This window comes from Natronolimnohabitans innermongolicus JCM 12255, from assembly GCF_000337215.1.
GTDB classification, from domain to species: Archaea; Halobacteriota; Halobacteria; order Halobacteriales; family Natrialbaceae; genus Natronolimnohabitans; species Natronolimnohabitans innermongolicus.
This window is the reverse complement of the sequence record NZ_AOHZ01000058.1, coordinates 1-12,941: the sequence shown is the minus strand read 5'-3', so window position 1 is coordinate 12,941 and position 12,941 is coordinate 1. Positions and strand designations below refer to the sequence as shown.

Genomic DNA, 12,941 nt, shown 5'->3' with positions numbered 1-12,941 from the left:
GGAGCAACCGATTCGGAGACGGGTTGAGCGGCGGCCGAAGAGAAACCGAAACCGATCACCCGAAGATCTCGCCGCGTTCGTAGGCCATCTCCTCGCTAACCTCGCTCGAGACGTCTTCTCCGAACTCCCGTTCGACCAGCCACAGCGCCAGGTCGAGTCCCGCGGTGACGCCGCCGGCGGTCAACACGTCGCCGTCGTCGACGACCCGCTCGTCGACCACGTTCGCCGCGTGGGCCTCGAGGTCCTCGACGGCGACCGGATGCGTCGTCGCCGGCCGCCCCTCGAGCAGATCCGCCTCGGCGAGGATCATCGCGCCGGTACAGACCGAAGCGACCGTCGCGCCGTCGGCGTAGCGTTCGTCGACCGCGTCCGGAAGCCGGCCGTCCTCGACGACGGCGCGAACGCCCTCGTTGGCGGTCGTCCAGCCGCCGCCGGGGACGATCAGGATGTCGGGCTGGCCGAGCGTTCCCTGCGGTTCGACGCGCAGGTCGTGGCTCGCAGTTACCAGATCGGTCTCCTCGAGCGTGACCAGGTTCGTCTCGAGGGACGCGCCGGCCTGGGCGGCGTTCTCGAAGACCTCGTAGGGACCGATCGCGTCCAGTTCGTCGACGCCGTCGAACAGCACGATCTCGGCGGTAGTATCCGTCATGGTCTGACGGTCGCCGCCGCGGGATAAACGCGTTGTGCCGGACTGTACCGGATCGTCTCGGTAGCCGTTATCGGTCGAAATCGGGGAAATCGAGGATATCGAGCCACGCGCCGAGGTCAAACCGTTTCGTCGACGACCTCGCACAGCGCGTCGAAGACGGGTTCGGTTCCGGCGGCGACGAACCAGGTCCCGCCGTCGGCCGTCTCGCCCGATTCGGTCGCCAGTCCGCTCTCGCGGGCGAACAGCTCGCCGAGCAGTTGCTCTGCCCGATCCGGTCGGTAGCAGACGACGCCGTCCAGTCGTCGCCGGGCGAGCAGCCCCCAGTGGACCGTCGGACTCCAGCTCTCGAGGCGGCGCTTGCAGCGGGCCTCGAGCGCCCGGTTGATCGATTCGGAGACGGCGGCCTGTTCGGAATTTCGTTTCACGTCGTGGCCGATGACGGAGGCGACGGTGGCCGTCTCGGGCGCCGGGGCGGCCCCGTCGTCGGTCGGTTCGACCCGCCGTCCATCGTACCGAACGCCCGCGTCGTGGCGGGCGACGTAGCGGTCGTCGAGCAACGGGACGTAGACGACGCCGAGGACGGTTTTGCCCGCTGGCTCGAGCGGAGTGGCGTCCGTTTCGGTATCGGACTCGAGGACCGTCACCGCCGACGCGAACGACGGCAGGCCCGCTTCGAAGTTGTTCGTCCCGTCCAGCGGGTCGACGAGCCAGGTGTAGTCGCCGTCGCCCGCGTGGTGGCCGGACTCCTCGGTGGCGACGGGATGGTCGGGGTGTCGGGCCTCGATGACCTCGAGAATCCGCGCTCCGCGCCGGTGTCGGCGCTGGATTTGACGTCGTGGGCCGATCGATCCGCCTCGGTCTCCCCGCTGCGGTAGGCGTCGCGCAGGTACGTTCCACCCGACACGCAGGCTTCGATCGCGGTCCGCTCGAGTTCGTCGACGGTGGTCACGTCCGCTGGAATTCGGACGGTCCGTACTTGACGTTGTTTACTGACGACCAGTTTAGTATTGGGACAAGCTGATTCCGTGCGATTTGTATCGATGTCGTTCGAGGAGCGAGTATGGACGACCACCAAGAAGCCGTCGCCGCGTTCGTCGAGCGACACGACCTCGAGACGCCGCCCGAGTTCAGACTGCTCGACCTCGTTTCGGAGGTCGGCGAACTCGGGAAGGACGCCAATACGTCGACCGGCTACGGCGACGCACCGGGCGATCTGGAACTCGAATCCGACGAGATCGGCGACGTCCTGTTCGCGACGCTCGCGTTGGCCGACGCGCTCGAGATCGATGCCGAGGCGGCGCTCGAGGAAGCACTCGAGAAGTACGAGCGGCGACTGGACGGCGGCGAGACGCCGGGATCAGGCGAGTAACGAGACGGAGCGAACGGCGAGACAAGGGATCGACTCGAGGACGGACCGGTTCCCGGCGGATAGTCGACCGCGTTCGTTCGCTGCGATGTACTCGAGAATTCGATGAGAGGAATTCGATGAGGGGAATTCGATGAGAGGAATTTGGCGAACCGCCACCTCACGTGGCAACACGGAATGTCCACGTCCTCCCCAACCGATTCGCTCACTCCCTTCGGTCGCTCACTCATCCCTCGCGCATCGTCAGCGACGCACCCTCGCAGTGCTCGGGTACGTCGCCAGCGCGCGCCACCGTACGTAGTTCGATCGAGCCGGAATCATCCGTGACCGACGAAACTGGGAACGACAGCTACGGCACCACGTCGGCTTCGACTTCGAGCACGTCTGCCGCGGCCTCCTGTACCGCGTCGACCGCGTCCGGCCGGGCGTAAACCCCCAGCCGCCAGATCTCGCGTGCGCAGGCGTCGAGCCCGGCGACGAGCGAAGAGCGTTCCTCGAGTCGCCGTAACTCGCCGTCGACGACGATCCGGGCCCGCGATTCGGGCGAACTCGGTTCGGAGGGGCTGTCGACGATCACGGCCGCGGGGTCGACGCCCGCGATTTCGGCGATCTCGCGCTCGAGGTTGCGCGTGCGATCGTACGCGAGGCCGACGAAGCGATCGGGGACGTCGTCGCGACGGGCCCAGATCGCGCGCTTGTAGAGACGTCGTTCCTGCAGTCGGGTCCCGATGTCGGCCGTCGGTTCGTGGTCCTCGAGGACCGCGAGGAGTTCGGCGTCGGTCAGTCGGGCGAATCGGTCGGGATCGACGGCGCCGTCGGCGAGGACGCGCTCGCTGGCGCGGTCGAGCATCGCGCCCGCGATCCGGGAGACGTGGTGGCGGTAGACGGTCGCGTTCATCAGCGTCCGCGCGATCAGCGCGCTCTCGGCGGTCGCGACGTCGCCGGCCTCTAAGGCGAGGTCACCGTCGACGATCCGCAGGGAGTAGAGCAGCCGCGCGTGGTCGATCGTGCCGTAGGGAACGCCGGTGTGGTGGGCGTCCCGGACGAGGTAATCGAGGCGGTCGACGTCCAGCGGCCCGGAGACCAGTTCGCCGAGCGGGCCGCGGCCGTCGACGGTCGCCGCGACGGCTTCCGGGTCGAGCCCCCGAGCCTCGAGCACGTCGCCGAGTTCGCTGTCGGTCAGCAGCCACTCGATCTCGTCGTGGTGGCGCCCGAGGTGGCGCTCGATGGCCGCCTCGGTCTGGTGGCCAAAGGGCCCGTGGCCGACGTCGTGGACCAGCGCGGCCGCGCGCAGGCGCTCGGCGAGGTCGGCCTCGAGCTCGAGGCGGTCGACGGCCCGCGAGGCGAGGTGGTAGACGCCGAGGCTGTGCTCGAAGCGCGTGTGGTTCGCCGAGGGGTAGACGAGCTGGACCGTACTCAGCTGTCGGACGGCGCGCAGGCGCTGCATTTCGGCCGTGTCGAGCAGCGCCTCCGCGGTCGGATCGAGTTCGATGTAGTCGTGAACGCTGTCCTTGATCGTCGTCATCTGGATGCCGGTACTCTCGAGACGAACGCCTTAGCAGCCGTGGTTCGGGCCGGTCGCTCGTCGCCGATGGGGCGACTCTCGGCCGAAACAGCGGGAAAACTCGCCGCTACGACGTCGAACGTCGATCAGCGCGTCGCACGTTCGGCCGGCGGCGTCGACAGCACCCGCTCGTCGAGTTGCGCCCGCGTCTCCGCGATCGTCCCCGAGTTGTCGATCTCGACGTGGTCGCGTTCGATGGGCTCGAAGGAATCGCGAAGCTGCAAGTGCTGTTCGAAGCCGGCGTCGCTGATCGTGTCCGTCCGCGCGCGGATCCGTTCCTCGACGACCTCGAGCGAGCAGGTGACGCGGACGAACAGGACGTCGGCGTCGACCTCGTCGGCGACCGCCGCCGCCTGCTCGCGGCGGGCCTTCCGGCGGAAGGTCGCGTCGAGGACGACGTCGGTGCCCGACTCGAGGTCCGAACGGGCTCGAGCGAGCAGTTCGGCGTAGGTCGCGTCGCTCTCGGCGCTGGTGTACTCGGGGTCGGGGAAGAGTTCCTTGCGGACGGCGTCGCTGCGATAGCGGGTCGCCGGGTACCGTTCTGCGGTGTACTCGGAGGCCATCGACTTGCCGACGCCCGGCAAGCCACAGTAGACGAGCAGCGTTGGACGGGCCACAGTGGCTCCTCGAGGCAGCGGTACTAAATCCGACCGGTTTCGGTCGATAGCGGCCGAAATTGCCGGACAGCGCCGGGATTCGATCCTCTAATTCGAATATCATCAGAATATATACCGGTCAATACAGGTAGTGACACCACGGTAGACGCTGGTAACAGAACTATCACTGTTTTTATCGTGTTCCAGAATTCGTACTACGCATGGTCCAGCACGAACGGTTTGGGGGAAGCAGTCGACGAACGTTTCTGAAAGTCGCGGGTGGGGCGTCGATCGCGGGGCTCGCCGGCTGTCTGGGCGAGACCGACCACGGCATCAGGTTCATTCTTAACCCGGCGGAAGAGCAGACCGACATCGTCGAAGAGTACACGCCGATGAAGGAGTACCTCGAGGACGAAACGGGCGAGGAGATCGACCTCGAGCCCGCGGGGAGCTACGTCGAAACGCTCGAAGCGCTCGAGACCGATCAGGGAGAGCTCGCCGACACCTCGCCGACGGGCGTCCCCGGCGGGGACGGGTTCGCGGACGTTATCGGGATGCGAACGGCGTTCGGCGGTAACCAGTACTTCTCGACGATCGTGACGCTTCCGGACAGCGATATCGAGGAGCTCGCCGACCTCGAGGGCGAACAGATCGCCGTCGGCTCGCAGCTCTCGGTGAGCGGAACGCTCGTGCCGGCGCTGATGCTCCAGGAAGCGGGCCTCGATATCGGCGACTTCCCGAACACGCAGGACGCGCCCGATCTAGACATCAACGTCGCGGGCGACCACGACACGGCGCGCGAACAGCTAGAGGACGACCCGGACATCGTCGCGGCGGCGACCGGCGCGTTCGCCTCCGCAGGGCAGATCCCGCAAGAACAGTTCGACGACTACGAGGAGTTCGTCGAACACTCGGCCGAGTACGAGGGCGCCGGCAGCGACATCGACGACGACGACAATCCGGAGCTGCGATTGCTCGACGTCTCGGAGTCGCTGACTCGAGCGCCGATCATGGCCCGTAGCGACTGGGACGACCCGGCCCGCGACGACATCGAACAGGCGCTGTTCGACGCCGAAGAGGAGGACCTCATTCCGGAGGGAACCGACGAGGACTACGAACTCTGGTTTACGGGTATCGACGAGGCCGACCGCGACGACTACCAGTACGTCTACGACGTCTTCGACGACCTCGGCCTCGAGTTCGAGGACTTCGACGACTAACCGGGAGTACCGTCCGCAGATTTCGACGGCGATTAAACAGGCAGCCAGCAACACCAGATAGAGAGTACAATAATGGCCGGCATTCGTGTAGAGAACCTTACGAAAGAGTACGGGGACACGGTCGCGCTCGACGACGTCTCGTTCGAGATCAACGAGGGTGAGTTCACCGTCGTTCTCGGAATCTCGGGGTCGGGGAAGTCAACCCTTCTCAGGTGTGTTAACGGACTCACAGAGCCCACGGAGGGACAGGTAGTGATTCAGGACGGGCCCGTCGTCTCGCCTCGAGAAGAGATCGCGATGGTGTTTCAGCAACACAACATCATCGACGGAATGAGCGCGTACTCGAACGCGCTTAGCGGCGCGCTGGGACGGACCGGGCTGGCGACGAGCCTCCTTCGAACTCACGACCGGGAGGACAAGCTCCAGGCGCTCGACGCCCTCGAAACGGTCGGGTTGCTCGACGAGGCAGAACAGCGCGCCGGACAGATGAGCGGCGGACAACAACAGCGCGTCGGAATCGCCCGCGCGCTCGTTCAGAACCCGGACATCATCCTGGCCGACGAGCCGGTCGCGAGCCTCGATCCAGGAAGCGCTCAGGACGTGATGCGATATCTCCTCGAGGCGGCCGACGAGCGAGGGTTGACGGCGATGATCAGCCTCCACCAGGTCAACCTCGCCCGCCAGTTCGGACAGCGGTTTATCGGCCTCGCCGACGGCCAGCTCGTCTTCGACGGCTATCGCGACGACCTCACGTTCGACGTGATCGACGACATCTACGGCGGAATCGATATGGAACAGTTCCTCTCCGGAGACGACACCGACACCACGACCGAGGCGGTACGATGAGTACGGACTCCACACTCGAGCAGCGCCTCGAGAAGATCAAACTAACGCGCCGGATTCGGTGGGTTACGTACGCGTTGCTGGCGGTCGCCTTCGCCGCCGCGTTCTACGGCTCGCTGCTGTTGATCAACTTCTCGGTCGGCGATCTCGTCAACCAGCTGCCGACGTTCGTCGATCGGCTCCAGCGGTACACCCCGAACTGGGAGTTCATCGGAGAGGCGAATCTCTTCCGCGAATCCGGAATCACGCTGGCGATCGGCTTCGCCGGAACGGTCATGGGCGTACCGCTCGCCCTGTTGCTCGGCGTCCTCGGAAGCGGACGGGTCATGCCGTTCCCGTTTAACTTCCTGTTCAGGACGATCATGGGCATCTCGCGGGCGATTCCGGCGCTGATCTGGTTCCTGATCTTCGTCCCGCTCGCGGGACTGTCTGCGGTAACGGCGACGATTGCCGTCGCGGTGAGCACGATCGGCAATCTCGGCCGACTCTTCACGGACGAACTCGAGGAGGTCAAAACGGGGCCGATCGAAGCGATGGAAACGACGGGAGCCTCCCAGTCGCAGACGGTCATCTTCGGGATGTTGAGTCAGGTCAAGACGTCGTTTATCGCGTGGACGCTGTACATCTTCGAGGTGAACGTCCGGCAGGCCGTTACGCTCGGACTGCTCGGCGGCGGCGGTATCGGATACATCATCCAGGCTCGACAGGGAATGCGGGCCTACGGAGACATGATGGCCGGTATCGTCGTCGTCCTCGTGTTGATCGTCCTCGTCGAGATGGCCAGCCAGCAACTCCGCTCGTACCTCCGCGACGACGAGGAAGCGGACGGACTGGTCGCGCTCGTTCTCGGCCTGCCACAGCGGATGGCTGAATCGGTGCTGAAGTAACGTACTCTCCCGTTTTCGATCGTTTCGCGTCTGATTTCGACCGGTACTCGAGACGTCGCACGAACTAGTCGCACTCGATATCGAGTTCGTTCGCCCGGTCTACGAATCGTTCCGTATCGCTCGAGGCCGCGCCCGTCCGCCACTCGCGTTCGAGCGCGTCCGCGTCGAACTCGAGAGCCGGTCGCTCGAACCCGCCGTCGGGGAAGTGGCGAGCCAGTTCGTCCCGGCCGACGGCCTTGTCGGCTGCGTGGACGAGTCGTCGCTCGGCCCTCGAGAGCTCTATTTCGAACGCGTCCCGGACCGCCGCCGCGAGTTCCGATTCGGCGTGGGTGTACCCCGGGAGGCTGCGCTTGACCGGCGCGGGGACGTCCGCGAGGTAGGCTTCGGTGGCGTCGTGGAGCAGTCCCCAGCGGATCGCATCTGGACTGCCGCCACGCGCTTCAACCTCGTGGCTGACGTGGACGGCGTGGCGCGCCACGCTGTAGTGGTCTCGGCCCTGTCCCGTAAACCGTGTCAGGTTGGCGAGCGCGTGGGCGATGTCGGCGAGCGCGACGTCGGCGGGAACCGGCTCGAGCGGCGTGATCGTTCCGCCGGTTCGTCTGTTGATCGGTTCGTGACCGCCGTTTGCCGCCGCGACGGCCGCCTGGAGTTCGCCGGCGGCGGCTTCGAATCGAGCGCGGAGATCGGTTGTCGCCGCGTCGACGTTCGTGTCGGCGTCGCCGTCGCTGTCCGCCGACCGGAGCCGTCGCTTCAGCGTCGCGACCTCGTCCTCGAGCGTCTCGAGGTGCCGAACGGGATCCGTCTTCGCCGACCCTCGGTCACTATGCTCGTGATCGAACGCGTCCATACGGTGTCGTTCAAGAAGACCGACTAAAAGACACTGTCGCGTCTCGGTCGCGACGGTCGCTCGAGCGCACTCGAGGCGGCGAACGACGCAAGGGAAACACACACCCGGAATCGCGCCGTCAGTCGAACTCGAGCGGGACAGATTCGCGTCTCGAGGACGATGATCGACATGGATCGACGATCGTTCGTTGCGGGTGTGACGCTGGCGCTGGTAGCTCTGGCCGGCTGTCTCGACGACGACGGCGACGGCGACAGTGAGGGCGACGACGACAGCGACACCAGTGAAGACGACACGCTCGAGGTTACGACCGTCGACGCTCCCGGAAGCGACGCGGGGACCGTGACGATCCCCGACGACGGACAGGTACAGCTCGTCAACTGCGTTCGGACCACGTGTCCGACGAGCCGCGGGATGCTCCCGCGCGTCGGGGAGGCCAGAGATCGCCTCGCGGAGACCTACGACGTGGGACTCGACGGCGACGTGCACGTGCTGACCGTCATCGACGAGAGTTCCGGAGGATCCCAATCGGCGGACGAACTGGCCGACTGGTGGGCCGAACAGGACGGCGACTGGACCGTCGGCGTCGACGATGAGGGGGCGGTGTTCGACCGCTACGACGTCGACGGCACGCCGACGACGTTCGCCGTCGACGGCGCGGGCGAGGTCCACTGGCGTGACGAACAGGGGACGACGCCGAACAACCTGATCAGCGGCGTCGAGACCGCCCTCGAGGCGAGCGACGGCTGAACCCGTCGCCGTAGTATCGAGACCGTCCGTCGCGGAGCGCGTGACCAGCCTCGAGTTTAAATACCATCCCGCGGCCAGACCGTCCATGATCGACGACGCGATTCGCGTGCTCGCGGGAGATTGTACCGTCATCGCGGAGAACGGCGACCGCGAGGAGTACCGCGGCCGAGTGACGACGATCGTTAAACCCGACAACACCGTTCTGGTCCACGACAGCGACGGCTACCAGCCCGTTGCGTGGTTGACCCGCGCCGACAGCGTCTCGAGCGACCGGGCTGGCGATTTCACGCTGCTGGCGAAAAAGGACACCCAGACGCTTCGGATCGCCGCCCACGAACAGGACGGCTTCGCCCACTATCCGGCGTCGGCCGCCGGGACGCCCGTCGGGACCTGTTCGGACTGCGGCGGCACGCTGGTGCGCTCGAGCGGCGTCCACTGCGTCGACTGCGGAACGCGCTACGGCATTCCGTCGGATGCGACGATCCGCGACGGACAGTGCGACTGCGGCCTGCCGCGAATGCGCGTCGAGCGCGGCCTCGCTTTCGACGTCTGTCTGGATCGATCCTGTGAGTCCCTCGACGTGGCCGTTCGCGAAGCGTTCGACCGCGAGTGGGACTGCCCCGAACCCGAGTGTGACGGCGACCTGCGGATCCTCCGTCGCGGCGGCCTCATCGCCGGCTGCGAGCATTACCCCGACTGCGACACCGGCTTCGCCGTTCCCGCCGGCGTCGTCGACGGCGAGTGCGGCTGTGGGCTCCCTACCTTCGAGACCCGCAGCGGCACGCGCTGTCTCGACGCGACGTGTGAACGGGGTCTGGCGCGGTCGCTCGAGGCCGAGCCCGCGGCCGACGACTGAGTCCCAGTCACGACGTGCCGCTCGGCGCGGGACCAACCACTGCGCTACAGCCGCCCGAACAGCCGCTGCGGTGGGTGGGACTGAAAGGGGCTGGCCCGGTCCGGGAAGCCGGACGACGCGAGGACCGCAACCGAACGAAGTGAGGTGAGGACCACGGCGAGTCCCGCGACTGGAGCGGGCCAGGGGCTTTCAAGATGGTCGAATCGGGTGTTCGTACTCGACTGCCGCTACCGCTACTGATGACGGACCACACGGCGACGACGGGAAGGCGATCCGCAGCCACTTAGGCGCGCCCGTCCAACACTCGCGTATGGCACTCGAGGGGCGATTCGACGAAGCGGCGGGCGTCGTCCGTGTCGGACGGGACGCGCGCCAGCGCTATCACGATTCGCGGGGCTACGGCTACCCGCTCGAGGGCAACGAGATCGCCCTCGCACCGGTCGAAGCGGCACACCTGTTGTATCGGGGCGACCTCGAGGCGGTCGTCGACGACGCGGGCGACCGGCTCGGATTTCGGGAGTTCGTCGCCCGCGAACCGGGCGAGAAGTTCGGCGTCCGATTTCTGGTCTACGCGGACCTGCGCTCGCGGGGGTTCTACCTCTCGCCCGCGGCGGAGCCGTGGATCTCGAGCCCGCCGACGGGCGCCGGCGCCGTCGACTTCGCGGTCTTTCCTCGCGGGAAGGGCCCCGGCGACGGCGAGATCGAGTACCCGCTGCGGGTGATCGGCGAGCGGACCGACGTCCCGGCGAGCGAACTCGAGGCGGGCGTCCTCGCGGTGGTCGACGAGGAGAGCGAGATCACCTACTTCGAGGTCGACGAACGCGACCCGACGGGGACCTCCGAGGCACCGCTCCCCGAGAACTGCGACGCCGACCTGCTTGCCGACCGCGTCGTCGTCTGGGACCCACCGCTAGAACTCTACGAGAAGGCGTTCTACGGCCAGCCCCTCGAGGGGCGGGAGTACGACGAGCCGACGCTGCAGTGTTCGCTGCTCGAGGCGGCCTACCTCGCCGAGCGCGGCGCGATCGCCCTCGAGCCCGAAACCCTCCGCGAGCGCGGCCGCGAGGTCGAAGGCGAGCGATTCGACCGGCGGTTGGCGGTCTACACGGCGCTGCGAGAACGAGATATCGTCCCGAAGACGGGCTACAAGTTCGGCGCCGACTTCCGGACCTACGCGGACGTGGCGTCCGTCGACGACCTGGGTCACTCCGAACTCCTGGTCAGGGTCCACCCCGACGGCGTCGTCTTCGAACCGCGCGACCTCGCGCTGGACGTTCGACTCGCCCACGGCGTTCGCAAGACGATGGTGTTCGCACTGGTCGACGACGACGGCGGGATCGAGTGGCGGTCGATCGAGCGGCTGACCCCCTGAGGGCGATTCTACCGCCCGAACGCTCCGTTCGAGTCCGCACTCGAGCGCAACCGTGATAGTCCCCCTCGAACGAGTATCCCGGCATGCAACTCGAGGTGATCGGCGTCGGCGGCGCGGGCTGTCGGATCGCCGACGCGATTCGAGCCGCGGAGCCGGCGACGCACGGATTTCTCACTGACGTCTTCGTCTTCGATACCGACGACTCCGCGCTCGAACGAACGGTCGTACCGGAATCGCACCGCCACCGCTACGGCCAGGGGACCGGCCTCGAGACGGGCGACGACGCCGACCTCGAGCGGCGATTCGATCTCGGCGAGACCCACGCCGACGAGTTACTCGAGGCGCTCGAACGCGGGTCGCCGGCCGCCGCCGATGCCGTTCTCGTGACCGTCGGCCTCGGCGGAGCGACCGGCGGCGGGGTCGCACCGGCGCTCGTCGCCGCGCTCCAGCGCGCCTACGACGCGCCCGTCTACGTCCTCGCGACGCTGCCGGCTACCCGGGAGTTCGATCCCGACGCTGACGACGGAACGGGGACGGCCTCGAGCCCCCACTCCGGCGGCGTGCGAGCCGACGCCGGCGGCCCGCCGCGTCCCGACGCAGCGGCGTACGCGGGTTCGACGCTCGAGCGACTCGACGGCCTCGCCAGCGCGATCATCGCGTTCGACAACGAGGAGTGGCTCCGTCCCGGCGAGACCCTCGCCGACGCTCGGGATCGGTGTAACCGCGAACTGGCGAGGCGCGTGACGGCCGTCTTCGCCGGCGGCGGCGCTGGCGACGGCGAGGGGCCGGTCGCACAGACCGTTCTCGACGCGAGCGATCTCGAGCGCGTTCTGGGCAACGGCTCGGCCGTCGTGGCGCTTGGCTACGGTGACCAGACGGTCGAGACGACCGACTCGAGGTTCGGGCTCGGTCTCCTCCCGACCGAACGCGAGGTCGAGACGGCAGAAGCCGTCAGCGCCGTCGAGACCGTCGTCCGGAAGGGGATTCACGGAAAGTCGAGCCTCGAGTGCGAATCCGCGACCGCGGATCGGGGTCTGCTGATCGTCGGCGGCCCGCCGAACTGGCTCAACCGGCAGGCGATCGCGGAGGGACGACGCGCCCTGGAGTCGACCGTCGGCGAGGGCGTCCTCGGCGGCGACGCGCCGCGACCCGACACCGAGACAGTCTTCGCCGCGGTGGTGTTGGCCGGAGTGGAGTCGGATCGACTCGAGGAGCTACGAGACATCGGCGCTCGAACGAACTGAGTCGAACGCTTCCGACCGAATCGAGTGTGTCGTCTGGGAGACAATTCCAGACTTCCAAGACCGACGAGATTAACTCTCGAAGACCGAATATCGGCGCGTGAGCCGATTCCAAAACACCCGACAACCGGACTGGGACTGGTGGGGAAAGCTGTGGCCGACGCCCGGCGAAACGCTTCGAGATTTCGGCCTCTCGAGCGGCGAGACGGTCGTCGAAATCGGGTGCGGGGACGGCTACTTCGCGCTCCCAGCCGCCCGGATCGTGGATCCTGGGACGGTCTATGCCCTCGATCTCGAGGCGTCGCTGCTATCGGAACTCGAGGCGATCGCCGAGCAACAGCAGATCGAGAACGTCGTTCCGCTCGAGGGTGACGCTCGGTCGCTCGCGGATCACCTCCCCGAGTCCGTCGACGTCGCCGTGATCGCGAACACGTTCCACGGCGTCGACGACCCGACACCCCTCGTCGAGGAGATAGCCGACGTACTCGTCGAAGACGGCAGCTTCATCGTCGTCAACTGGCGAGACCGACCGAAAGAGACCACGACGGTCGACGGCGAGGCCCGCGGCCCGCCGACCGAACTTCGACTCGCGCCCGACGCGACTCGCGCGGCGGTCGAGGCGGCGTCCGAGCTCACGCTGACCGAGGCGGTCGATATCCCGCCGTATCACTACGCGCTGTGTTTCGACCGGTGAACGCGCCGACGCGTCCCGTCTTTTGCGTCTCGATCGGTACCGCCACTCGGCGAGCGACG

At 67.0% G+C, this 12,941-nt stretch carries 14 protein-coding genes; 9 read left to right on the top strand and 5 right to left on the bottom strand.

What is annotated here, in order from left to right; translation table 11 throughout:
• Positions 1-55: 55 nt before the first annotated feature.
• Both C493_RS12465 and C493_RS12460 read right to left on the bottom strand, forming a co-directional pair.
• A complete protein-coding gene (locus C493_RS12465) occupies positions 56-649 on the bottom strand; it encodes a DJ-1/PfpI family protein (protein WP_007259803.1) in 594 nt (197 codons plus the stop codon).
• 116 nt (positions 650-765) lie between these two features.
• Positions 766-1,434 carry an inositol monophosphatase family protein gene (locus C493_RS12460; protein ID WP_241430897.1) on the bottom strand — a complete coding sequence of 223 codons (669 nt, stop codon included), beginning with the start codon at positions 1,432-1,434 and terminating at the stop codon, positions 766-768.
• A 275-nt stretch (positions 1,435-1,709) separates the two neighbouring features.
• Here C493_RS12460 and C493_RS12455 point away from each other — a divergent pair, with 275 nt between their 5' ends.
• A complete protein-coding gene (locus C493_RS12455) occupies positions 1,710-2,018 on the top strand; it encodes a MazG-like family protein (RefSeq protein ID WP_007259801.1) in 309 nt (102 codons plus the stop codon).
• Positions 2,019-2,364: 346 nt separating this feature from the next.
• On the opposite strand, the gene C493_RS12450 is transcribed toward C493_RS12455, so the two are convergent.
• Together C493_RS12450 and C493_RS12445 are read right to left on the bottom strand one after the other, a co-directional pair.
• Positions 2,365-3,540, bottom strand: a complete 1,176-nt coding sequence (locus tag C493_RS12450) for an HD domain-containing protein (RefSeq protein WP_007259800.1) — start codon at positions 3,538-3,540, stop codon at positions 2,365-2,367.
• Positions 3,541-3,665: 125 nt separating this feature from the next.
• Positions 3,666-4,196, bottom strand: a complete 531-nt coding sequence (locus tag C493_RS12445; protein WP_007259799.1) for an AAA family ATPase — start codon at positions 4,194-4,196, stop codon at positions 3,666-3,668.
• A 200-nt stretch (positions 4,197-4,396) separates the two neighbouring features.
• Between C493_RS12445 and C493_RS12440 the strand changes: the two genes are divergently transcribed.
• The 3 genes from C493_RS12440 (at position 4,397) to phnE (ending at position 7,125) form a co-directional block, all read left to right on the top strand.
• On the top strand, positions 4,397-5,395 hold the full coding sequence (locus C493_RS12440; protein WP_007259798.1) for a PhnD/SsuA/transferrin family substrate-binding protein: 999 nt from the start codon (positions 4,397-4,399) through the stop codon (positions 5,393-5,395).
• A 72-nt stretch (positions 5,396-5,467) separates the two neighbouring features.
• Positions 5,468-6,241: a phosphonate ABC transporter ATP-binding protein gene (gene phnC, locus C493_RS12435; RefSeq protein ID WP_007259797.1), complete on the top strand. Its 774-nt coding sequence runs from the start codon at positions 5,468-5,470 to the stop codon at positions 6,239-6,241.
• Positions 6,238-7,125, top strand: coding sequence for a phosphonate ABC transporter, permease protein PhnE (phnE, locus tag C493_RS12430; RefSeq protein ID WP_007259796.1), 888 nt, complete (start codon positions 6,238-6,240; stop codon positions 7,123-7,125). The genes phnC and phnE overlap by 4 nt, the downstream gene beginning before the upstream one ends.
• Before the next feature lie 64 nt (positions 7,126-7,189).
• On the opposite strand, the gene C493_RS12425 is transcribed toward phnE, so the two are convergent.
• On the bottom strand, positions 7,190-7,972 hold the full coding sequence (locus tag C493_RS12425) for an HD domain-containing protein (protein ID WP_007259795.1): 783 nt from the start codon (positions 7,970-7,972) through the stop codon (positions 7,190-7,192).
• Between the two features lie 168 nt (positions 7,973-8,140).
• Here C493_RS12425 and C493_RS12420 point away from each other — a divergent pair, with 168 nt between their 5' ends.
• From C493_RS12420 to C493_RS12400, 5 genes are all read left to right on the top strand, one after another.
• Entirely contained in the window at positions 8,141-8,719 is a 579-nt protein-coding gene (locus C493_RS12420) for a TlpA family protein disulfide reductase (RefSeq protein ID WP_049889344.1), read from the top strand.
• 85 nt (positions 8,720-8,804) lie between these two features.
• Positions 8,805-9,575 carry a hypothetical protein gene (locus C493_RS12415; RefSeq protein ID WP_007259793.1) on the top strand — a complete coding sequence of 257 codons (771 nt, stop codon included), beginning with the start codon at positions 8,805-8,807 and terminating at the stop codon, positions 9,573-9,575.
• A gap of 310 nt (positions 9,576-9,885) precedes the next feature.
• A complete protein-coding gene (gene endA, locus C493_RS12410; protein WP_007259792.1) occupies positions 9,886-10,947 on the top strand; it encodes a tRNA-intron lyase in 1,062 nt (353 codons plus the stop codon).
• An 83-nt stretch (positions 10,948-11,030) separates the two neighbouring features.
• Positions 11,031-12,191 carry an FtsZ/tubulin family protein gene (locus C493_RS12405; protein ID WP_007259791.1) on the top strand — a complete coding sequence of 387 codons (1,161 nt, stop codon included), beginning with the start codon at positions 11,031-11,033 and terminating at the stop codon, positions 12,189-12,191.
• Positions 12,192-12,288: 97 nt separating this feature from the next.
• Positions 12,289-12,882, top strand: a complete 594-nt coding sequence (locus C493_RS12400; protein WP_007259790.1) for a class I SAM-dependent methyltransferase — start codon at positions 12,289-12,291, stop codon at positions 12,880-12,882.
• Positions 12,883-12,941: the final 59 nt, after the last annotated feature.

Excerpts from the sequence above, each read along its gene's own strand:
- C493_RS12415 (WP_007259793.1), top strand. The coding sequence starts at position 8,805 with ATGATCGACGACGCGATTCGCGTGCTCGCGGGAGATTGTACCGTCATC.
- C493_RS12440 (WP_007259798.1), top strand. The coding sequence starts at position 4,397 with ATGGTCCAGCACGAACGGTTTGGGGGAAGCAGTCGACGAACGTTTCTG.
- phnC (WP_007259797.1), top strand. The coding sequence starts at position 5,468 with ATGGCCGGCATTCGTGTAGAGAACCTTACGAAAGAGTACGGGGACACG.
- C493_RS12465 (WP_007259803.1), bottom strand. The coding sequence starts at position 649 with ATGACGGATACTACCGCCGAGATCGTGCTGTTCGACGGCGTCGACGAA.
- phnE (WP_007259796.1), top strand. The coding sequence starts at position 6,238 with ATGAGTACGGACTCCACACTCGAGCAGCGCCTCGAGAAGATCAAACTA.
- endA (WP_007259792.1), top strand. The coding sequence starts at position 9,886 with ATGGCACTCGAGGGGCGATTCGACGAAGCGGCGGGCGTCGTCCGTGTC.
- C493_RS12455 (WP_007259801.1), top strand. The coding sequence starts at position 1,710 with ATGGACGACCACCAAGAAGCCGTCGCCGCGTTCGTCGAGCGACACGAC.
- C493_RS12405 (WP_007259791.1), top strand. The coding sequence starts at position 11,031 with ATGCAACTCGAGGTGATCGGCGTCGGCGGCGCGGGCTGTCGGATCGCC.
- C493_RS12420 (WP_049889344.1), top strand. The coding sequence starts at position 8,141 with ATGGATCGACGATCGTTCGTTGCGGGTGTGACGCTGGCGCTGGTAGCT.
- C493_RS12450 (WP_007259800.1), bottom strand. The coding sequence starts at position 3,540 with ATGACGACGATCAAGGACAGCGTTCACGACTACATCGAACTCGATCCG.
- C493_RS12425 (WP_007259795.1), bottom strand. The coding sequence starts at position 7,972 with ATGGACGCGTTCGATCACGAGCATAGTGACCGAGGGTCGGCGAAGACG.